At 34.4% G+C, this 22070-nt stretch carries 16 protein-coding genes; 1 reads left to right on the top strand and 15 read right to left on the bottom strand.

Going from position 1 to position 22070, the window contains the following annotated elements:
* Nucleotides 1–280 precede the first annotated feature (280 nt).
* The 11 genes from queG to KHA90_RS03320 all read right to left on the bottom strand — a co-directional run bounded on the left by queG (nt 281) and on the right by KHA90_RS03320 (nt 15183).
* Nucleotides 281–1207, bottom strand: coding sequence for a tRNA epoxyqueuosine(34) reductase QueG (queG, locus tag KHA90_RS03370; protein WP_213295329.1), 927 nt, complete (start codon nt 1205–1207; stop codon nt 281–283).
* Nucleotides 1198–2550, bottom strand: a complete 1353-nt coding sequence (locus KHA90_RS03365; protein WP_213295325.1) for a cytochrome P450 — start codon at nt 2548–2550, stop codon at nt 1198–1200. The genes queG and KHA90_RS03365 overlap by 10 nt, the downstream gene beginning before the upstream one ends.
* A 10-nt stretch (nt 2551–2560) precedes the next feature.
* Nucleotides 2561–3583: a Holliday junction branch migration DNA helicase RuvB gene (gene ruvB, locus KHA90_RS03360; RefSeq protein ID WP_213295322.1), complete on the bottom strand. Its 1023-nt coding sequence runs from the start codon at nt 3581–3583 to the stop codon at nt 2561–2563.
* Nucleotides 3584–3781: 198 nt separating this feature from the next.
* The gene (locus KHA90_RS03355; RefSeq protein ID WP_055096842.1) at nt 3782–5584 is read right to left on the bottom strand and encodes a cytochrome c oxidase subunit I; all 1803 of its coding nucleotides are present in this window, start codon (nt 5582–5584) and stop codon (nt 3782–3784) included.
* Between the two features lie 31 nt (nt 5585–5615).
* The gene (locus KHA90_RS03350; protein WP_213295319.1) at nt 5616–6800 is read right to left on the bottom strand and encodes a cytochrome c oxidase subunit II; all 1185 of its coding nucleotides are present in this window, start codon (nt 6798–6800) and stop codon (nt 5616–5618) included.
* Nucleotides 6801–6819: 19 nt separating this feature from the next.
* Complete coding sequence (locus KHA90_RS03345) at nt 6820–8214, bottom strand: quinol:cytochrome C oxidoreductase (protein ID WP_213295315.1); 1395 nt, start codon at nt 8212–8214, stop codon at nt 6820–6822.
* 27 nt (nt 8215–8241) lie between these two features.
* Complete coding sequence (locus tag KHA90_RS03340) at nt 8242–8787, bottom strand: c-type cytochrome (protein ID WP_213295312.1); 546 nt, start codon at nt 8785–8787, stop codon at nt 8242–8244.
* An 8-nt stretch (nt 8788–8795) separates the two neighbouring features.
* Nucleotides 8796–9320: a DUF3341 domain-containing protein gene (locus KHA90_RS03335; RefSeq protein WP_213295311.1), complete on the bottom strand. Its 525-nt coding sequence runs from the start codon at nt 9318–9320 to the stop codon at nt 8796–8798.
* On the bottom strand, nt 9313–10713 hold the full coding sequence (gene nrfD / locus KHA90_RS03330) for an NrfD/PsrC family molybdoenzyme membrane anchor subunit (protein ID WP_089048078.1): 1401 nt from the start codon (nt 10711–10713) through the stop codon (nt 9313–9315). Before nrfD ends, KHA90_RS03335 begins: the two co-directional genes overlap by 8 nt.
* A gap of 34 nt (nt 10714–10747) precedes the next feature.
* The gene (locus KHA90_RS03325) at nt 10748–13813 is read right to left on the bottom strand and encodes a TAT-variant-translocated molybdopterin oxidoreductase (protein ID WP_213295308.1); all 3066 of its coding nucleotides are present in this window, start codon (nt 13811–13813) and stop codon (nt 10748–10750) included.
* A 32-nt stretch (nt 13814–13845) separates the two neighbouring features.
* Nucleotides 13846–15183, bottom strand: a complete 1338-nt coding sequence (locus tag KHA90_RS03320; protein WP_213295305.1) for a c-type cytochrome — start codon at nt 15181–15183, stop codon at nt 13846–13848.
* A 219-nt stretch (nt 15184–15402) separates the two neighbouring features.
* On the opposite strand from KHA90_RS03320, the gene KHA90_RS03315 reads away from it, so the two are divergent.
* Entirely contained in the window at nt 15403–15792 is a 390-nt protein-coding gene (locus tag KHA90_RS03315; RefSeq protein WP_213295301.1) for an SPOR domain-containing protein, read from the top strand.
* 164 nt (nt 15793–15956) lie between these two features.
* Here KHA90_RS03315 and KHA90_RS03310 read toward each other — a convergent pair whose 3' ends face one another.
* The 4 genes from KHA90_RS03310 to rimP form a co-directional block, all read right to left on the bottom strand.
* Entirely contained in the window at nt 15957–16745 is a 789-nt protein-coding gene (locus KHA90_RS03310) for an acid phosphatase (protein WP_213295299.1), read from the bottom strand.
* A 551-nt stretch (nt 16746–17296) separates the two neighbouring features.
* Nucleotides 17297–20200 (bottom strand): translation initiation factor IF-2, encoded by a 2904-nt coding sequence (gene infB, locus KHA90_RS03305; RefSeq protein ID WP_213295295.1) that lies wholly within the window; start codon nt 20198–20200, stop codon nt 17297–17299.
* A 48-nt stretch (nt 20201–20248) separates the two neighbouring features.
* A complete protein-coding gene (gene nusA, locus KHA90_RS03300) occupies nt 20249–21496 on the bottom strand; it encodes a transcription termination factor NusA (protein ID WP_065448016.1) in 1248 nt (415 codons plus the stop codon).
* 13 nt (nt 21497–21509) lie between these two features.
* A complete protein-coding gene (rimP, locus tag KHA90_RS03295) occupies nt 21510–21974 on the bottom strand; it encodes a ribosome assembly cofactor RimP (RefSeq protein WP_213295285.1) in 465 nt (154 codons plus the stop codon).
* Between the last annotated feature and the right edge of the window lie 96 nt (nt 21975–22070).

Here is a 22070-nt window from a genome sequence, read left to right as displayed (position 1 = left end):
TAGTTTTGGAGTCGCGAAAATATACAAACACCTCTGTACTAGCTACTTTAGTCGTCAAACTACACGGATAAACGTTGAATTACACGTTTTAGAAAATAAAATTAACTTAAGACAACAAAAAAAATAACTATTTGATAACCAAACCACAGAAAATTCTTAATTTATTAAAGAATTGTCATTATTTATCAAATTTTAAAACAAAAAAGTAAAATCCTACAAATATTAAAATAATCCAAAATAATATGTATACTCCCTGAAGAATAAAAAGAAGTGTAAGTTTTTATTCTAAAAATTTCACATTTCGTCGTAAACCATCAAACTTGGTTCTTTTAATTGGAGAGTTTTTAAAAACTGCACGGAAAGTTTCTTCTGTAATTTCAATCCAGTCTTTTTTGGAAAAAGAAAGTAATTCCGGATTAGGATTAAATAGTGGTTCTGAATGAGGTTTCGAGAACCGGTTCCAGGGACAAACATCCTGGCAAGTATCACAACCAAACATCCACTCATCAAATTTTCCTTTCATTTCATAAGGAATGTTCTCTTTTAGTTCAATGGTGTAATAAGAGATGCATTTGCTTCCGTCAACTACATGGGGAGCAACAATTGCTTGTGTAGGACAAGCATCAATACAAGCTGTACAAGAACCACAATGATCTGTAGTTGCATGATCGTATTCTAGTTCTAAATCAAGGATAAGCTCTGCAATAAAATAAAAAGAACCTACCTTTTGAGTTAATAGATTTCCACTTTTACCAATCCACCCTAATCCACTTTTAGCAGCCCAAGCTCTATCCAGAACAGGCGCAGAATCAACAAAAGCCCGACCAGAAACATCTCCGATATTTTCCTGTATTGAATGTAAAAATTCTTTTAATTTCTCTTTTATTACAAAATGATAATCCTGACCATAAGCATATTTCGAGATCTTAAAACTTTCCTGAGTTTGAGTTTCCTCCGGATAATAATTGAGTAATAGCGAAACCACGCTTTTGGCATCATCTACCAACAAAGTAGGATCTAATCGTTTATCAAAATAATTTTCCATATAGGCCATTTGCCCATGATGATTGTTATTCAACCATTTTTCAAGTCGTGGCGCTTCTTCTTCCAGAAAACCCGCTTTAGATATTCCGCAAGAAAGAAAACCAAGTCGTTTTGCTTCTGATTTTATAAAGGTCGAATATGTCTCCTTAGAATTTATTGCCATCTTTTAGAAAATAATACTTCTACTCCAACGGGTTTTAAGGTAATTAAAGGATTAAACTGAATAGTTTCAGCAGTAGATTTAATCTCATATTTTTTTACTATTTGAGAAATTGTTAAACACATTTCATAAATAGCAAATCCTGATCCAATGCACATTCTGGGACCCGCACCAAACGGATAAAAATATTGCATGGATTGCTTTTTCTGCTCACCAAGAAAACGTTCCGGATTAAATTCCTCCGGATTTTCCCAATATTTAGGATTTCGATGTAACTCATAAAAAGAAACACCAATTAAAGTTTCTTTTTTTATATGAAAACCAGCAAGTGTATCATCTGTCACGTTTTGTCTATCGGTAATCCAGGCTGGTGGATATAAACGCATCGATTCATTTAAAACTGCATTGGTATAAGTCATCTTTTGAAGTTGCTCTACTATATCATTCGTTTGAGTTTGAATTTCTACAATCTCATCAAAAACTTTCTGCTGCACCTCAGGATTTCTTCCCAAAAGATGTAAAGTAAAAGTCAATGCATTTGCGGTAGTTTCATGTCCGGCAATAAAAAGTACTTTAATTTCATCAACTAATTGACGCACTGACATGCCTTCTCCAGTATCTTCATAACGAGTTTCCAAAAGCATATTCAGCAGATCATTAATTTCTTCTTTCGAAGTCATTCTGTCCTCAATTATTTCCTGAATAATTTGATTATTCTCCTCAGCCAATTCAAGATGCTTTTTCACTTGACCGCTTAAGGAAAACCACCAACTTTTATGAGGAAGTCTAATTTCTTTGATTAAGAAATTCTGAACTTCTTCAATAATATATTTTATACGATTTAATTTTTCATCCGAAATTGAAAGCTGAAATAATGATTTAGCGACAACATTAAATGCTAACTGACTCATTACAGGAAAAAGATCAATTGGTTTTTCTTCCACTAAACTCCCTAATTCAGAAGTAATAGTTGCATTCATGTTCTCGACCAATTGGTTCATCTTTTGCTTATGAAACGCAGGCTGAATAAGTCTTCTTTGTTTGAGCCAAAAATCGCCATCAACAGTTAAAAGACCTTTACCTAAATATTTTGAAAGATATACTGACTGAAATTTAGATTTATGATAATTCTTTTGATTCTTTTGTAAAATATATTGGGCAACTTCATTATCCCTTGATAAAATTATATGCTTAGAAGAACCAATTTTAAGAGAAAAGGAATCACCAAATTGATCAAAATATCTCTTGTGAAATGGAATCGGATTTCTACGCACTCCTTCAGCATCAAGAAGGAATCTTAATATTGAAAGCCTGACTGGATAATTATACTTTCTATTTTCAGACATTATAACAGCATTAAAATAATCCTCCTTGAATGTTCGTATTTATTTTACCTAAGTGTTTATACGCTTTATCTGTAACTTCTCTTCCACGTGGCGTGCGCATAATAAACCCTTCCTGAATTAAGAATGGTTCATATACTTCCTCAATAGTTTCACTACTTTCAGAAACAGCTGTAGCCAAAGTTGAAAGTCCAACTGGTCCACCTTTGAACTTATTGATAATGGTTAACAATATTTTATTATCCATTTCATCAAGTCCGTGTGCATCGACGTGAAGTGCTTTTAATGCATACCGTGCAATTTCAAGATCAATAGTTCCATTCCCTTTTATTTGTGCAAAATCACGTACTCTTCGTAACAATGCATTTGCAATACGAGGCGTACCACGACTTCTTCCTGCGATTTCTATTGCGGCATCTAATGAAATTGGCATTTTAAGAATAGAAGAACTTCTTTCTACAATACTGGTCAAAAGTTCAGTGGTATAATATTGTAATCGTGATGAAATTCCAAAACGGGCACGCATTGGTGCAGTCAATAATCCTGAACGAGTTGTCGCACCTATTAAAGTAAATGGATTTAAATTGATTTGGACTGTTCTGGCATTTGGACCAGACTCGATCATAATATCAATTTTAAAATCTTCCATTGCCGAATATAAATACTCTTCAACAATTGGACTCAAACGGTGAATTTCATCGATAAATAAAACATCTCTTTCGTCAAGATTAGTCAACAAACCAGCTAAATCTCCTGGTTTGTCTAAAACAGGTCCGGAAGTAATTTTAATTCCAACTTCAAGTTCATTCGCCAGAATATTTGCCAAAGTAGTTTTTCCTAATCCGGGAGGACCATGAAAAAGTGTATGATCAAGAGCTTCACCACGCTGATTAGCGGCAGCAACAAAAATTTTTAAATTTTCTAAAACTTGATCTTGTCCGGCAAAGTCATCAAATGACAGCGGACGTAATTTTTTTTCAAGATCAAATTCTTCAGGGTTGTACCCATTTGTAGTGGGATCTAGGTTCTCATTCATTTTACAAAGATAGACAAAGTAATCAGTTTGTAAAATAGATAAATTCCAAATAAAAAAAGGAAATTCCAATATTTTAAATTCCAAATCCCAATCAAGTTTAACCTCGTATTGAAATTTGGAATTTAAAATATTGGAATTTATATTTAACTGAAATAAAACAAAAAGACCATCTTCTCAGATAGTCTTTTTGTTTTATTTTTAGTGGTGTAAAACTTCTTCACCTTCTTTCATTGGTACATTTTGCGGTACAAAATCTACATCGTGATTTGGGTTACTGTAGTCATATGGCCAACGGTAAACATGAGGAATTTCACCTGGCCAGTTACCGTGAATATGTTCTACAGGAGTAGTCCACTCTAATGTCGTAGATTTCCATGGATTCTGAACTGCTTTCTTACCGTAGAAAATACTACTAAAGAAGTTGTATAAGAATACTAATTGGAACGCACCTCCTACAAGAGCAAATGTTGTAATTAAAACATTCACGTTTTGTAAATCATCAAATAATGGGAAGTTTGTATTTGTATAATAACGTCTTGGCAAACCAGCTAATCCAATAAAGTGCATTGGGAAGAAAACTCCATAAGCACAAACTGCCGTTACCCAAAAGTGAATATAACCTAAGTTTTTGTTTAACATTCTTCCGTACATTTTAGGGAACCAGTGGTAGATACCAGCAAACATTCCGTAAAGTGCAGAGATACCCATTACTAAGTGAAAGTGAGCAATAACGAAGTAAGTATCGTGAACGTTAATATCTAAAGTACTATCTCCTAAAATGATTCCTGTTAAACCTCCAGTAATGAAAGTAGAAACCATTCCGATAGAGAATAACATTGCAGGGTTAAATTGTAAGTTACCTTTCCATAAAGTTGTAATCCAGTTGAACGCTTTTACAGCAGATGGAATTGCAATCAATAATGTTGTAAAGGTAAATACAGATCCTAAGAAAGGATTCATACCTGAAATAAACATATGGTGACCCCAAACAATAGTAGATAAAAATGCAATTGCAAGAACTGACATAATCATCGCTCTGTATCCGAAGATTGGTTTACGAGAGTTCGTAGCCATAATTTCAGAAACAAGACCCATCGCTGGTAAAATTACGATATAAACTTCAGGGTGTCCTAAGAACCAAAATAAGTGTTCGAACAATACCGGAGATCCACCTTGGTAATGTAAAACCTCTCCAGCTATATAAATATCAGATAAGAAGAACGAAGTACCAAAACTTCTGTCAAAAATCAATAATAATGCAGCAGATAACAATACAGGGAATGAAATAACACCAATAATAGCTGTTACGAAAAATGTCCAGATTGTAAGCGGAAGTCTTGTCATAGACATTCCTTTAGTTCTTAAGTTGATAACCGTTACGATGTAATTTAAAGATCCCATTAAAGAAGATGCAATAAAGATAGCCATAGAAACTAACCATAAAGTCATACCTGTTCCAGAACCTGGAATTGCCTGTGGTAAAGCACTTAATGGAGGATATATTGTCCAACCTGCAGAAGCCGGTCCAGCTTCAACAAATAAAGAAGATAACATTATTACAGCAGATAAAAAGAACAACCAGTATGAAATCATGTTCATAAATCCGGAAGCCATATCTCTTGCTCCAATTTGAAGCGGAATAAGTAAGTTACTAAAAGTACCACTTAAACCAGCCGTTAGTACAAAGAATACCATAATGGTACCATGAATTGTTACTAAAGCTAAATAAATATCATTTGCCATTACACCATCTGGTGCAAATTTATCTCCTAATAAAACATTAAAGATTTTAAAAGACTCTTCTGGCCATGCTAATTGCATTCTAAAAAGCAAGGACATTGCAATACCAATAATACCCATGATAATACCGGTAATCAAGTATTGCTTAGCAATCATTTTGTGATCAATACTAAAGATATATTTAGTAATGAACGTGTCTTTATGATGATGTTCGTGCTCGTGATCGTGTCCGTGATCGTGATCGTGCGCTTCTGCTGACATATATGTGTACTTTAAATTTTCTTAATAAATATTATTTCATAGCAACTTTAGCTATAGCTGCTTTAACAGTATCAATTACCGCTTTAACAGTATCTTTAGCTGTACTATCTGTAGTTGCTTTTGCTCCTTCAGCTGGTTCTTTAGCAGCAGCTGCCGCTTTAATATCCTGCGCTAAAGTAGTTTTCTCGCTTAACCATTTTTTATAATCTTCAGGTGTATCAACAACTACTTTCATTTGCATGTTATAGTGAGAAGCTCCACAAATTTTATTACATAATAATAAATAATCAAATGTATAAGGATCTAAAGCTGTACCACCTTTAGCAACTAAATCAACACTTTTTTCAGCTCTAAGCTTGTTGATGTTTGCAACTTTTTCTACCATAAAAGGTAACTCTCTGTATTCAGAAGTTGTATAAGTTGGTATAAAAGCAAACTCAGTAACCATTCCGGGAACACAGTTCATTTGCGCTCTAAAGTGAGGCATATAAGCTGAGTGCAATACGTCCTGAGAACGCATTTTGAAATGTATTTTTTTACCTTTTGGAATATGTAATTCAGAAACTACAATATCATCAGCCGAGTTTTTATCAGACATATCAACACCTAAAGTATTAATACCTTCGATCAAACGTACGTTAGCTTTTCCTAGAACATTATCTTGTCCAGCATATCTTGCAGTCCACTTGAATTGTTGTGCATATAATTCGATTTCAATTACATCTTCGTCTTTATCAACGAACATAATGTTGTTCCATGCATACAATCCGTAAAGGATTAAACAAGCCAATACTACAGATGGGATAATACTCCAAAGTGCTTCTAATTTGTTACTATCAGCAAAGAATAAAGCTTTTTTATCCTTATGTCCTCTATTTTTAAAAGAAAACCAGTATAATAAACCTTGTGTAATAAACTGAACTACAAAAATTAAAACCCAAGTAATATTCATTAAATTATCTACCAAAAGACCATGCTCTGAAGCAGGAGTATGAAGTGCTAAATTACCCCATTTTAGTAAACCGTAAATCGTAAATATGTAGATGAAAGCTAAAAAGCCAAACATAACATATCCTTGAACATTATTATCATTATCTGATGCAACCTGAGAATCGTCCGAAGAAGATCCCACTTGAGTAAGATCAAATATCTTGGTCAATTGCCATAATGCAACTGCTAATAAAACTAAAACTATAATAACCAACAAACTTGTCATCTGTTTACTTCTTTAAATATTAATAATGAAAATGTTTACTTTCTTCAATGAAAGGATTTCTTTTTGCTAACAAAGGAGCTTTAGTCAATGCAGTAAACACTACAAAAATAAATAAACCTAAGAAGAAAAGTATAGATGCAATTTCAGAAACTCCGATAAACCATTTATCTCCAACTGTTCCTGGCATAATCATATTAAAGAAATCAACATAGTGACCTAATAAAATAACAGTACCAGCCATTACAATAACCCAGCTAAGACGTTTAAAATCAGTATTAACTAATATTAACAATGGAAATACAAAGTTCATAACTACAGCACCAAAGAATGGTAAATTATATAATTGTATTCTTGTTATAAAGTAAGTAACCTCTTCAGGAATATTAGCATACCAGATCAACATAAATTGAGAGAACCATAAGTATGTCCAAAAAATACTGATACCGAACATAAATTTAGCTAAATCATGAATATGACTTGTGTTTACATATTCTAAATATCCTTTAGATTTTAAATATATAGTAACTAATGCAATTGAAGTTATTCCGCTTACAAAGAAAGAAGCAAAAACATACCATCCAAACAAAGTACTAAACCAGTGTGGATCAAATGACATAATCCAATCCCAAGACATGATAGACTCAGAAACGATAAAGAATACTAAGAATCCAGCAGATAACTTAAAGTTCTTTTTGTAGTAAAGATCATCATTAGCATCATCCTGAGCTAAACAGTTTTTTCTTGAATAGTAACGGTACAAATTCCATCCTATTAAAAAGATAGCCGCTCTAATTATCCAGAAAGGAAAATTTAAGTATCCTGCTTTTCCAGCAATAATTTTATCATAATTTGCACTATTAGGATCCGTAACACCTTCTCCTAACCACACAAATATGTGATTAAAGTGCAATCCGCAAAGAATTAAAATGATAAAGAAAATTACAGAACCAGTAGGTAGGTAAGCTGTTATTCCCTGCATAACTCTAAATAAAACTGGAGACCAACCTGCCTGAGCAACTTGCTGAATAGCATAAAATGCTAAAACCCCCATAGAAAGTAGTAAGAAGAAAATACAAGCAACATATAAAGCAGACCAAGGCTTATTTTGCAATTGGTGCAATACATGCGTTAAATGTTCTTTATGCTCATCAGCAGCACTAACTTTTTCATGTTCGCCACCTTTGTGCGATTCATGTGAAGCTTCAGCAGCTTCGTGATGTCCGGCTTCCTGATGTGAAGTCTCCGCTGTTGCTTCATGTGCAGCACCATGAGAACCATGTGCATCTGCAGCAAGAATTTTTTCAACTTCTTGAATATCTTTAGGAGCAGTTAAAAAACCATATCCAATTCCTAATACTCCAAAAGCCATTAGGATGATAGAAAAAGTTTTTAATTTACTTGAAAATGTATACATATCTATTACGATCAGTTTGTTCAACAATTATAATTGGCTTTTTAGTTTTAGAACATAGTCAGCAACTAACCAACGTTCGTGGGCACTTAATTGATTTGCATGTGAACCCATTGCATTTAAACCATAAGTTTCAACATGAAAGATACTTCCTTCAGTGATTTCTCTGTCTTTATAGCTAGGCACCCCAAGAAATTTTTCTCTTTCAACCAATTTACCTTTACCGTTTCCAGATGCACCATGACAACTAATACAGTAAATTTCGAAAAGTTCTTTTCCTTTTCCGGAATTTCTTTCGATAGAATCCAAAGGCGATTTTAAATTAGCTTTAGCCAATTCATAACCAGCAGTTGAATTTTCATATTCATAAGGTTCAAAACCTCTGTTGATACTCCCTTCTGCAGGAAGCTGTCCTTCTTTTCCACCTTTAAATACTTTTGCTTCTGAATAGGTTTCATAACCTACAGATTCATACATATTAGGGAAATACTGATAGTTTGGTGCCGAATTATTGTGGCAAGAAGAAACTAAAATAGTTATACCAACTAAAAGTGTTATTTTATATATCCTTTTCATAGCTACAATTAATTCTTTTCAATTACTTTAACTTCAACAGCTCCTGTACCTTCAAAAAAAGAAACTAGTTCTGCTTCATTATCATTTACAGCAACTTCCATTAAAAAATGGTCGTCTGTTGTTCTTACATCAGGATTCTCAGCTTGTTTGAATGGCCATAATCTACTTCTCATATAAAAAGTAATAACCATTAAGTGGGCAGCAAAAAATACTGTCATTTCAAACATAATCGGTACAAACGAGGGCATATTCTGAATGAAGCTAAAACTTGGTTTACCTCCAATATCCTGTGGCCAATCGTGAATCATGATATAACTCATCATGAATGTAGCAAAAGAAATACCAACACATCCGTATAAAAATGCACATATTGCTAATCTTGTAGGTGCTAGACCCATAGCTTTATCCAACCCGTGAACTGGGAATGGAGTAAAAACTTCTTCAATATGATGATGAGCAGCTCTGGTTTTCTTTACTGCATCCATCAAAATATCATCGTCATTATAAATGGCGTATATAACTTTATTACTCATGATGTGAATCTTTATTTGCTCTTTCTCTAATGTAATTATCTCCTGTTCCTTTCAAAATTGTTTTTACCTCCGCCTGAGCAATTACAGGGAATGTTCTAGAGTATAATAAAAACAATACAAAAAAGAAACCAATAGTTCCGATGAAAATTCCAATATCAACAAATGTTGGTGAAAACATTGTCCAAGAAGATGGAAGGTAATCTCTATGTAAAGAAGTAACAATAATTACGAATCTTTCAAACCACATTCCGATGTTTACAACAATCGAAATAATAAATGAAAACATGATACTTGTTCTTAATTTCTTGAACCACATAAATTGAGGTGAGAAAACGTTACAAGTCATCATTGACCAATATGCCCACCAGTAAGGTCCGGTAGCTCTGTTCAAGAAAGCATATTGCTCATATTCTACTCCTGAATACCAAGCTACAAACAACTCAGTAATATACGCTACCCCAACGATAGAACCAGTAATCATGATTACAATGTTCATTAACTCGATATGTTGTAATGTAATATAAGCTTCAAGGTTAGAAACTTTTCTCATAACGATCAACAAGGTGTTTACCATTGCAAATCCAGAGAATACAGCTCCAGCAACGAAGTACGGAGGGAAAATTGTTGTATGCCATCCAGGAATCACAGAAGTAGCAAAGTCCATCGATACAATCGTGTGTACAGAAAGTACAAGAGGAGTAGCCAAACCAGCTAATACTAATGATACTTCTTCAAAACGCTGCCAATCTTTAGCCCTACCACTCCATCCAAAACTCAGGATAGAATATACTCGTTTATTAAAAGGTGTTATTGCTCTGTCACGTAACATTGCAAAATCAGGCAATAAACCAGTCCACCAGAAAACTAATGATACTGAAAGATACGTAGAAATTGCGAATACATCCCAAAGTAACGGTGAGTTAAAGTTTACCCATAATGATCCAAATTGATTTGGAATAGGTAAAACCCAGTACGCTAGCCATGGACGACCCATGTGAATAATTGGGAATAAACCTGCCTGAACTACCGAGAAGATAGTCATTGCTTCTGCAGAACGGTTAATAGCCATTCTCCAACGTTGACGGAAAAGTAATAATACCGCAGAAATTAATGTTCCGGCGTGACCAATACCAACCCACCAAACGAAGTTCGTGATATCCCAGGCCCAACCAACTGTTTTATTTAATCCCCATGTTCCAATACCGGTAGATACGGTGTAAATTATACAACCTAACCCCCAAAGGAAGGCTATTAATGCGATTGAAAATACAATCCACCAATGTTTGTTTGCCGGACCTTCAACAGGTGCAGCTACATCTACAGTTACATCGTGATAAGATTTATCACCTATAACTAAAGGTTTTCTAATGGGTGCTTCGTAGTGAGACGACATAATCCTTTATATGTTTCTTAATTAATAATTTATTCTAAGTATTTCTAACTTTAACATGGTAAACCACATTAGGTTTTGTTCCAACATGCTCCAATAAGTGGTATGATCTATCATCAGCAGCTAATTTAGCAACTTTGCTTTCAGCATCATTAACATCACCAAATATCATTGCCCCAGAAGAACAAGCATTTGAACATGCTGTTTGGAATTCACCATCAGCAACCGGACGACCTTCATTTTTAGCTTTTAGCTTAGTCGCCTGTGTCATTTGAATACACATAGAACATTTTTCCATAACTCCACGAGAACGAACGTTTACGTCTGGATTTAATACCATACGCCCTAGATCATCATTCATGTGGTAATCAAATTCACTGTTTTTGTTGTACAAGAACCAGTTGAAACGACGTACTTTATAAGGACAGTTGTTTGCACAATAACGAGTACCAACACATCTGTTGTATGCCATATGATTTTGACCTTCACGTCCGTGAGAAGTTGCAGCAACTGGACAAACTGTTTCACATGGTGCGTGATTACAGTGTTGACACATTACTGGTTGGAAAGAAACTTGTGGATTATCTCCAGGTTTTTCCATTTCATTAAATGTAGATAATGAACTTGACAAACCAGCGATATTCTCTTTTCTTTCGTTATCACCTTCAAAAGTACTTTCAGAAGAATAATATCTGTCTATACGCAACCAGTGCATATCACGACTTCTTCTTACTTCTGCTTTACCTACAACTGGCACATTGTTTTCAGCGTGACAAGCAATAACACATGCTCCACAACCTGTACATGCGTTCAAGTCAATTGAAAGGTTAAAGTGATGTCCTGTAGAACGATCAAATGATTCCCATAAATCAACTGTTGTAGCTGCTACTTCCTGGTGATCTAAAGATACCATTGGTTGTTCGTTCCAATGTTCTGCATCTTTAGTGTTGAAAATTTCAAGAGAAGTTTCTTTAATAATATCTCCTCTTCCCATTAATGTTTTCTGTCCCTGAACACAAGCAAACTCATGAACTCCATTTGCTTTCGCAATAGAAACAGATTGAACACTATTGAAATTTTTATATAGAGAGTAAGCATTTAAACCTACCATCATTTCTTCTTTCAATGCAGCCTTACGACCGTAACCTAATGCTAAACCAACTGTACCAAAAGCTTGTCCTGGCTGAACAATTACTGGAACGTTTTCTAATTTTAAACCATCAGCAGTAGTAATTGTAGCATAACTTCCGTTTAAACCTCCGTTTGCAACAATTTCATTTGTTAAGTTTAATTTTTTAGCATCAGCATTCGAAACAGTTATATAGTTATCCCAAGAAACTCTTGTGATTGGATCCGGAAACTCTTGCAACCAAGGATTGTTTGCTTGTTGCCCGTCACCCATACCTGTTTTAGTATATAATACTAATTCGAAGTCTCCTGCAGATCTTGATTTTGCAACAGCACTTGCAGCCGCACTATAATCAACAGATCCTGCAGCTAATGCAGATGAGCCAATAACGAAAACACCATCATGTAAAACTTTATTCCATGAAGAACCTACAATTACTGAAGCTGAATTAGCTTTAATATAATCATAGAAATTTCCAGGAATTCCGTTTAATGACAATAAAACGTCTTGAAATTGTTTAGTGTTAAATATAGGACGAATAGTTGGCTGAGTCAAACTATAAGTTCCTTTTGTAATTACAACATCTCCCCAAGCCTCTAAGTAATGAGGTACCGGAGCAGCAATCGTAGTTATAGATGCAGTCTCATCTTCTTTTAAAGAAAATGCAACTGAAGTTTTTACTTTTTTCAATCCAGATACAAAAGAAGCTGAATCAGCTAATGTGTAAACCGGATTAATTCCGCTCATGATTAAAGTATGAACACTTCCAGCGTTCATGTCTTTTATCAATTGAGATACAACAGCATTAGATCCTTTTCTAATTTGTCTTGTACCTACAGTATTAAAAGCTTCACTAGCCAACACTTGGTTGATAGCAAAAACTAATAATTGAGCATTTTTATCTTCAATCCCTGAAACTAAAACGCCTTTAGAACCTGCAAGTTTTAATTGCTGAGCAGCCTTAACAACTTCAGCTTTAAATTTAGCATCTAAAGAAACAGCAACAGAAGATCCTGTAATTATATTATAAATTTGAACTAAAGCTTGCTTTTGATCTGCAACTCCCATAGGGATACGTTTATCAGCAGCAGCTCCGGACAATGTCATATTTGATTCGAACTGAAAATGGCGAGACATTTTTTTAGCTCCGGTAGATCCTGACGGAATTCTACCTTGTGCATATCCTGCATCATATCCACCACCTTGCCAGTCACCTAATAAATCAGCACCAACAGAAACAATTAAGGAAGCTTTTGAAAAATCATAATCAGCAAGAGCTCTTTCACCATAAACCGTTTCAAATGCATCTAATGCGTCAGACGAAGAAACTGCATCATAAACAACATGTTTAGCATTAGGGTTTTTAGCGATAAATTCACCTATTAATTTTTCAGTAGATGGACTTGCCAAAGTATTAGTCAGCAACACTACTTGCCCGCCTTTTGCTTTTGCTTCAGCAAGACTTGATTTAATTCTTAAATCAACAGCAGACCAGCTACCATTTTTTCCGTCCAATTTAGGCTCTTTCAAGCGCATACTATCATATAATGATAATATAGACGCATGAATTCTAGCATTGGCTGAAAACTTAGCTCCAGAAATAGTATTGTTATCAATTTTAATTGGACGACCCTCACGAGTTTTTACTAATAGGTTAGCAAAATCAAAACCATCAAAAACAGTAGTTGCATAATAATCAGCAACACCAGGAATGATTTGTTCCGGTTGTAACACGTATGGTATAGACTTGTGAACAGGACCTTCGCAGGCAGCAAGTGTAACAGCTGCAGTACTAAATCCTACGTACTTTAAAAAGTCACGACGTGAAGTTCCAGATGAAGCTAAAGCATCTGCATTTCCTAAGAATTCTTCAGTAGGAATTTCTTCAACAAATTCGTTATTTCTAAGCGCCTCAACAATAGAACTATTCTCTAGTTCCTCAACACTTTTCCAGTATTTTTTGTTTGATGACATTGTATATAAATATTAAAATCTTAATAATTCGATTAATAGTGGCATTTACCGCATTCTAAACCTCCCATTTGCGCTGCAGTCAATTTCTCTACACCGTATTTTTTAGAAAGTTCAGCATGAATTTTATCATAGTAAGCATTACCTTCCATCTTAACATCAGTTTTTCTATGGCAATCAATACACCATCCCATTGTTAATTTAGAATATTGCTTCATGATCTCAAATTCCTGCACTGGACCGTGACAAGTTTGACATTCAACTCCTGCAACATTAACGTGTTGAGAGTGGTTGAAGTAAACAAAATCAGGAAGATTATGAATACGAACCCATTTTACAGGCTGCGTTTTTCCAGTATAAGCTTGCTTAGCCTTATCCCAACCAACAGCATCATACAATTTTTGGATCTGAGCATCGTAAAATGCTTTACTGTACTCAGGAGTAGCAGTAGTTTCAGCAACTTCAGAAATGTTTTTATGACAGTTCATACAAACATTCAAAGATGGAATACCAGCATTTTTACTTACACGAGCAGCAGAGTGACAATATTTACAATTGATTTCGTTATCTCCAGCGTGGATTTTATGAGAATAATGAATTGGCTGAATTGGCTCATAATTTTGATCAATACCAACTTGCATTAAGAAAGCATAAACAAAATAACCACTTGCCAAAAGCAAAAATATAGAAGTAACTAGTACCAGGAATTGGTTTTTAGCAAAAGCTTTCCAGATTGGAGTCCTTGCTTCTCTCGGAGCAACTACAATACCATTATTACCAGCTACCTTAGTCAACACCTTGTTCACCATGAACAACATAACAACTAGAATTGCCATTACAAGAGCAAGAGCTCCTAAAATAATATTATTAGAAATTCCACTTCCATCCTGAACACCACCAGTTGGCAATGCGCCCGGAGTACCAGCAGCACCTGCAGCAGGTTCAGCTTTAGGCTGAGAAGTGTAAGCAATGATATTATCAATATCACCTGTTGATAATTGAGGAAAAGCAGTCATTACAGACTTGTTGTTTTCTTCAAAAAGTTTAACTGCAGCAGCATCTCCTGATTTAATCATTTCAGAGCTGTTATGCACCCACTTGTAAATCCAAGCCATCTCATGTTTACCGGCAACACCTCTTAAGGCAGGACCAGTTGATTTAGCATCTAATTTGTGACATGCAGCGCAATTTGCATTAAAAAGTTCCTTCCCTTTTACTGGATCACCACCTGCAGCAGCAGCCGGAGCAGCAGCTTCAGGCGCCGCCGTAGCAGCAGCATCTTGAGCAAATGAAGTTAGGGAGAAAATTAACGTTAGCGATAAGCTAAGTAGTAATTTTCTTGAGATCGAATTATGGTTACCCACCTTTTTCATATAGTATAATAATTATCTACTAATTTTTGGTATGATTTTTTCTGTATCAAATCAACGAAAAACTAATACCTTCTTTTAAAACTTGCACAAAAATACGACTTATGAACTATTCTCAAAACCTTAAAATACTCTTAAATATCAATTTATATCAATTCTAAATAATATCAAAATTTTCGATACAATTTTTAAATACTATTTTTGCATAAAAACCATCACATTATGAGAATTTTAACCCCTTCAAAAAGAGTTTTCTTAACATTAGCAATGTTCACTTTAGCATATAATATTCATGCTCAAGACCAAAATTTAACTGTAAACCAAGATCCTAAATTTGATCAATTATTGAATGATAAACGAAAAATTAACACGTCAATAAATACAAATGATACTTACAAAATCCAAATTTTTAGCGGCAAAAGCGAGGAAGCTAAAAAAACTTTATCTGATTTTAAAAGAGAATATACCAATATCGACGGAACAATAATTTTCAACACACCAAACTATAAAGTAATGGTTGGGAATTTTAAAACAAGAATAGAAGCGGAACGAAATCTGGCCGAGATTAAGAAAAAATACAAAAGTGTTTTTCTAATTAAGCCAAATAAGTAATTTTAAAAACAAAGGACATCTATTTAAAAAAGCAGCTCAATTGAGTTGCTTTTTTAAATAGATGTCCTTTTGACAAAAAGTATTTTCGGCAGTAGCTATCTCATATATCCATCTATAAAAAAAGTACTTCATTTAAGCGTCAAAGCTTTATTCTTACCAATTAATCACTCCCTATTTTTAAATACAGCATCCCCAAAAATAGTTAATAGCTCTTCTTTCACTGCTGATAAATCAGTTTTAAAGACATTATGAGTATAAAGACAATCTACAACAGCTTTTCCCATTATTCTACCCATTTCTACATCACTATTCCAATGTGCATTGCAAATCACACGGCTTTCGCCAAAGTCATGTCCACGTTTTAAAATTTCTTCCTTTTTATCAGGGAAAATTTCACTAAAAACAAGCGCCCATGCCCAACCTACAGCAGCGTGTCCTGACGGAAATGAACCAACTTTACGCAATACCTCTTCTTGTTCAGGTGTACATGTTTTTAGTTTATTAATCATAAATGGACGCTCCCGATTGTAATGATTTTTAGCAGCGTAAGTAGACAATCCAGCATCTGTCATTACCCTACGCATTAAAACATATAGTTTAGGCGTTTTTGCTTCACTAATCTCGATTCCTAAAGTAGCCTCAAAAGATTTTACTGCCGCCGGAAAAGCCAGATTAGCGTCACTGGCAGCCTGAATAAAACGAATGCTTTTTATAGATTCTGTTGCTCTTTTGGCATATTTTAAATCAAGTGCAAAAATTTCAGTATCAAACTTTGGTGGCGGTGATAACAGAAGCAAACTGTTTGGCAGTTCATCCTCGGATAAATAGCCATATAGTAAATCAGGCAGTATTTCTCTTAACTGATCCACATTTGCAAAGGAAAGCACGGTTTTATTAGATTTAAAACCATTATTTATAAAATCGCGAATAATATGAATTATTTTTAATCTCATATAAGCTTTCAGCTACAAACTCATTAATCATCTATTTCATTCGTAAATTAACAACTATTGCACATCAACAAATGACTTTACAAACCTTAAATGTCACCTGATTTAATATCATAGCAGAATACATTACAACAACTAATTCATCATCTAAATCACTAACATTTACCTTCAATAAAAAAGATAATATACAAAGGAATAAATAAAGCCCTAACAAAATATACGATTTTTCTTTATTTGTGTTTCATATTATAAATTGCAACACAACGACTCACGTGCAACAATAACTTTTAATTCAATCATAAAACATCTATTAATAGATACAAAAGTCAAATAAAATAAAATCCAACAACCTCTATAGATAATTTCTGTTAAATGCTTCATTTAAGAATATGTAGTAAGACTATTTTAAATCAGTAGCATATTATTAAGACTTCTACAAATTCTTATAAAATAAAACACTTCAACTTAAGAATGCTTTTAATACATTCTTTAAAATATAAAAACAAAAAAAATCCCAATTTTCATTGGGACTTTTAAAATATATTTATTGAATATTATTTCAATTTCTTTTTAATAGCAACTTCATGGTATGATTCAATAACATCTCTTTCTTCGATGTCATTATAACCTTTAATTTGAATACCACAATCGTAACCTTTAGCAACTTCTCTAACATCATCTTTGAAACGTTTTAATGCAACAAGTTCTCCTGTATGCACTACCACACCTTCTCTGATAACTCTAATTTTAGAAGTTCTCATAATTTTACCGTCCATCACCATACAACCAGCGATTGAACCCACTTTAGAAATTTTGAAAATCTCACGAATTTCAGCCGTTCCTAAAATCTCTTCTTTCATCTCTGGAGCTAACATTCCTTCCATCGCATCTTTCAAGTCATCGATAGCAGCGTAGATAATAGAATAGTAACGGATATCAATTTCTTCTTTATCAGCAAGTTGTCTCGCATTTCCAGCAGGACGAACGTTAAATCCAATAATGATTGCATCAGAAGCAGAAGCCAACATAACGTCAGTTTCAGTAATTGCTCCAACACCTTTATGTATAATATTAATCTGAACCTCTTCAGTAGAAAGTTTAGAGAATGAATCTGATAATGCTTCAACAGATCCGTCAACGTCTCCTTTAAGGATTACGTTCAATTCTTTAAACTGACCAAGTGCGATACGACGACCAATTTCATCAAGTGTAATATGTCGTTGTGTACGTACAGATTGTTCACGCATTAATTGAGAACGTTTAGATGCAATTTGTTTTGCTTCTTTTTCGTCTTCAAATACATTGAACTTATCACCTGCAGTTGCAGCACCATCAAGACCTAAAACAGATACCGGAGTTGACGGTCCAGCTTCTTTAACTATATGCCCACGTTCGTCATGCATAGCTTTAATTTTACCATGATGCTTACCTGCCAACATATAATCTCCAACTTTTAAAGTTCCGTGTTGAACTAAAATTGTAGAAACATAACCTTTTCCTTTATCCAAGAAAGCCTCAACTACAGTTCCCTGAGCCGCTTTATTTGGGTTCGATTTTAAATCTAAAATCTCAGCCTCTAACAATACTTTTTCTAATAATTCTTTTACCCCTGTTCCTACTTTTGCAGAAATATCATGTGATTGAATTTTTCCACCCCAGTCTTCAACAAGTAAATTCATACCAGCCAAACGCTCTTTGATTTTCTCAACATTAGCATTTGGTTTATCAATTTTATTGATTGCAAATATAATTGGTACTCCCGCAGCTTGTGCGTGAGAAATTGCCTCTTTTGTTTGTGGCATGATATCATCATCCGCAGCAACTACAATAATAGCGATATCGGTAACCTGAGCTCCACGTGCACGCATTGCGGTAAACGCCTCGTGACCCGGTGTATCTAAAAATGCAATTTTTTGACCATTATCTAAAGTTACTCCGTATGCTCCAATGTGTTGTGTAATACCTCCGGACTCACCAGCAATAACATTTTCTTTACGAATATAATCCAGTAAAGATGTTTTACCGTGATCGACGTGACCCATTACAGTAACGATTGGCGCTCTAACTACTAAATCTTCTTCTTTATCTTCAATTACCTCAATAGCATCTTCGATATCAACCGTGATAAATTCAACTTCGTAACCAAATTCATCAGCTACAATAGTTAATGTTTCAGCATCTAAACGCTGGTTCATGGTAACCATGATACCAAGTGACATACAAGTTCCAATTACTTTAGTAATCGGCACATCCATCATGATTGCAATTTCACCAACTGTAACGAATTCCGTAACCTTAATAGTTTTACTTCCTTCATCAATTGCTCTTTGCTCCTCATCAGATTTCTGACGGTGCGTATCTCTTTTATCTCTTCTGTATTTAGCAGCTTTTGATTTTCCACCTTTACCCTGAAGTTTTTCAAGAGTTTCTCTAATTTGGTTTTTTACTTCCTCTTCAGTAGGCTCTACTTTAGCTACAATTGCAGGACGGTTTCCTTTTACGAATCCAGGTCTTGCACTTCTGTTAGCATTAAAACCTCCACCACCAGTATTTGGTGTAATTTTATTAGGGTTTGGAGTTCCCGGAGGATGAATTGTAGCAGGTTTTTGCGCACCCGGTGCTCCTGGTTTAGGCGCAATTCTTTTACGCTTATTTTTATTAGCGTTATTTCCGGCTCCTGGAGCTCCTGGTTTATTAGGAGTTATCTTTGGATCTTCTTTCTTTTTCTTAGGCTTATTAAATTGAGATAAATCAATTGTTTGACCTGTAAGAGTAGTTCCGGATAATTTTTGATATTGAGTAGTAATTGTCTCTTCTGCAGTTGCAGGATCAGTTGAAACAACTGGTTCTTGCGAAACTTTAGGAGCATTTTCTACTTTTATTTCTTTTTTCTCTACTTTTTCTACTTTTTCTGTAATAATAGGTTTTTCTACCTTTTTCTCTTCAGAAACTACCGCAGGAACCACTGGCTCAGGCTGTACAACTTCTTTTTGAGCAGGTTTTTCTGGTTGAGCTGGAACAACAACTGCTTTAGGCTCTTCAGTTTTAACTGGTTCCTCAGCAGGAGTAGAAACAACTGCAGGCTTCTTTGTTGGATTCAAATCAATTTTACCTACTTGAACAGGTCCTGTTACAACTGCTTTCGCTTTTATAACTTCCTGTTGTTTTTGGCGCTCTTCGTCTTGTCTGCGTTTGTCTTCAATTTCTTTTTCACGTTCTACACGCAAAGCTTCTTTTTCTTTTCTTTTCTCCTCACCCACTTCTTTAGAAGCTTCTTTGTTCCCCTTATCGCCCGCAAATTGGCTTTGTAGGATATTAAATTCGCTATCAGAAATTTTCGCATTTGGATTTGCATCAATAGCAATTCCCTTATCTTTTAGATAATCAACAGCTCTTTCTAACGAAATATTTAATTCCCTTAAAACCTTGTTTATTCTTATTACTCTCTCTTCAGACATATAACCTTTTTATTATTACCTTTTTCGTTGTGTTGTTAGAGCAGATAACTAGCTATCAAACTCTTCTTTTAGTATTTTCATAACATCAAGAATAGTTTCCTCTTCTAAATCTGTTCTTCTAACTAAATCTTCTACCTCTTGTTTTAAGATACTTCTAGCTGTATCTAAACCAATTTTTGCAAATTCTTCGATAACCCAGCCTTCAATTTCATCTGAAAACTCAGTTAATTCAACGTCATCATCTTCGCCACTTGCAACATCACCTTCTCTGATAACATCAAGCTCGTAACCTGTCAGCTGACCCGCTAATTTTATATTATGACCTCCTCTACCAATTGCTTTAGAAACTTCTTCTAATTTCAAGAATACTTCAGCTCTTTTGTTTTCTTCATCAATTTTGATTGAAGAAACTTTTGCAGGGCTTAACGCTCTTGTAATAAACAACTGAATATTACTTGTATAGTTGATTACGTCGATATTTTCGTTTCCTAACTCACGAACAATTCCGTGAATACGAGAACCTTTCATACCAACACAAGCTCCGACAGGATCAATTCTATCATCATAAGAATCCACAGCTACTTTTGCTTTTTCACCTGGAATACGCACTACATTTTTAACTGTAATCAAACCGTCAAATACTTCAGGAATTTCTTGTTCAAACAATTTCTCTAAAAACTTCTCTGAAGTTCTAGACATAATAATTTGAGGTTTATTTCCTTTCAATTCAACGCTTTCAATGATTCCACGAACATTATCTCCTTTACGGAAAAAGTCAGATGGAATTTGTTTTTCTTTCGGAAGCACAATTTCGTTTCCTTCGTCATCCACTAAAATAACAACTCTTGGGCGAACGTGGTGCACTTCGGCAGTATAAATATCACCGATAATATCTTTAAATTGCTTGTAAAGATTTGTATTATCGTGTTCGTGAATTTTAGATATTAAGTTTTGACGCAAAGCCAAAATAGCTCTTCTTCCTAAGTCAATTAATTTAACTTCTTCAGAAACTTCTTCACCAATTTCAAAATCCGCTTCGATCAATCTTGCTTCAGTCAGGGTAATTTCTTCGTTCTCAAAATCAAGATCCTCATCAGCAACGATTACACGTCTTCTCCAAATCTCCATATCTCCTTTATCAGGATTTATAATGATGTCAAAGTTATCATCAGAACCGTATTTTTTCTTCAATGCATTTCTAAACACATCCTCTAAAATTGCCATAAGCGTTACACGATCAATAAGTTTATTATCTTTAAACTCTGAGAATGAATCGATTAATGCTAAATTTTCCATGCGAATTCTTTAATTAAAATGTTACTGTAACAATTGCCTCTTTAATTTCTGTATAAGGTATTTGTTGCTCTTTTTGAACTGTTTCTTTTCCTTTTCCTACTTTTTTCGGTTCTCTTGCTTCCCAAGACAAAATTATAAAAACATCGTTAGCTTCCACTAATTCTGCCTCAATTTTTTCAGTATTTGTAGTAACAATCAATGTTCTACCAATATTTTTGATGTATTGTCTTGTAAATTTCAAGGGTGATCCTACTCCAACCGATGCTACTTCAAGCGAAAAATCCTGCTCTTCGCGATCCAGATTATTTTCGACTGCACGACTTACATCAATACAATCCTGCAACGCCACTCCATTATCCCCGTCTAAACCCACGCTAATTTTGAAAGAGTCTGAAATACTCAGATCAATCAAAAAGATAGATGGCTTTTCTAAAAGAGCCTCTGCAATTAATCCGTTTACTTTTTCTTTAAATGTCATAATTTTATAAAAAGAGGGGACACTTAGTCCCCTCATTATTTAGATTTTAATAAATAACGGTGCAAATATAGTGTTTTTTTTATAAATCAAAATAAA

Origin of the sequence: Flavobacterium psychroterrae (genome assembly GCF_018380615.1) — a bacterium.
GTDB classification, from domain to species: Bacteria; Bacteroidota; Bacteroidia; order Flavobacteriales; family Flavobacteriaceae; genus Flavobacterium; species Flavobacterium psychroterrae.
Note: the sequence above shows the minus strand (reverse complement) of the source record. Positions and strands in the feature narration are given on the sequence as shown.

What these genes read in the sequence shown, in the direction of transcription:
- KHA90_RS03355 (WP_055096842.1), bottom strand. Translation starts at nt 5,584, where the DNA reads ATGTCAGCAGAAGCGCACGATCACGATCACGGACACGATCACGAGCAC.
- KHA90_RS03325 (WP_213295308.1), bottom strand. Translation starts at nt 13,813, where the DNA reads ATGTCATCAAACAAAAAATACTGGAAAAGTGTTGAGGAACTAGAGAAT.
- nrfD (WP_089048078.1), bottom strand. Translation starts at nt 10,713, where the DNA reads ATGTCGTCTCACTACGAAGCACCCATTAGAAAACCTTTAGTTATAGGT.
- KHA90_RS03365 (WP_213295325.1), bottom strand. Translation starts at nt 2,550, where the DNA reads ATGTCTGAAAATAGAAAGTATAATTATCCAGTCAGGCTTTCAATATTA.
- queG (WP_213295329.1), bottom strand. Translation starts at nt 1,207, where the DNA reads ATGGCAATAAATTCTAAGGAGACATATTCGACCTTTATAAAATCAGAA.
- KHA90_RS03310 (WP_213295299.1), bottom strand. Translation starts at nt 16,745, where the DNA reads ATGAGATTAAAAATAATTCATATTATTCGCGATTTTATAAATAATGGT.
- infB (WP_213295295.1), bottom strand. Translation starts at nt 20,200, where the DNA reads ATGTCTGAAGAGAGAGTAATAAGAATAAACAAGGTTTTAAGGGAATTA.
- KHA90_RS03340 (WP_213295312.1), bottom strand. Translation starts at nt 8,787, where the DNA reads ATGAAAAGGATATATAAAATAACACTTTTAGTTGGTATAACTATTTTA.
- nusA (WP_065448016.1), bottom strand. Translation starts at nt 21,496, where the DNA reads ATGGAAAATTTAGCATTAATCGATTCATTCTCAGAGTTTAAAGATAAT.
- ruvB (WP_213295322.1), bottom strand. Translation starts at nt 3,583, where the DNA reads ATGAATGAGAACCTAGATCCCACTACAAATGGGTACAACCCTGAAGAA.
- KHA90_RS03335 (WP_213295311.1), bottom strand. Translation starts at nt 9,320, where the DNA reads ATGAGTAATAAAGTTATATACGCCATTTATAATGACGATGATATTTTG.
- rimP (WP_213295285.1), bottom strand. Translation starts at nt 21,974, where the DNA reads ATGACATTTAAAGAAAAAGTAAACGGATTAATTGCAGAGGCTCTTTTA.
- KHA90_RS03320 (WP_213295305.1), bottom strand. Translation starts at nt 15,183, where the DNA reads ATGAAAAAGGTGGGTAACCATAATTCGATCTCAAGAAAATTACTACTT.
- KHA90_RS03350 (WP_213295319.1), bottom strand. Translation starts at nt 6,800, where the DNA reads ATGACAAGTTTGTTGGTTATTATAGTTTTAGTTTTATTAGCAGTTGCA.
- KHA90_RS03345 (WP_213295315.1), bottom strand. Translation starts at nt 8,214, where the DNA reads ATGTATACATTTTCAAGTAAATTAAAAACTTTTTCTATCATCCTAATG.
- KHA90_RS03315 (WP_213295301.1), top strand. Translation starts at nt 15,403, where the DNA reads ATGAGAATTTTAACCCCTTCAAAAAGAGTTTTCTTAACATTAGCAATG.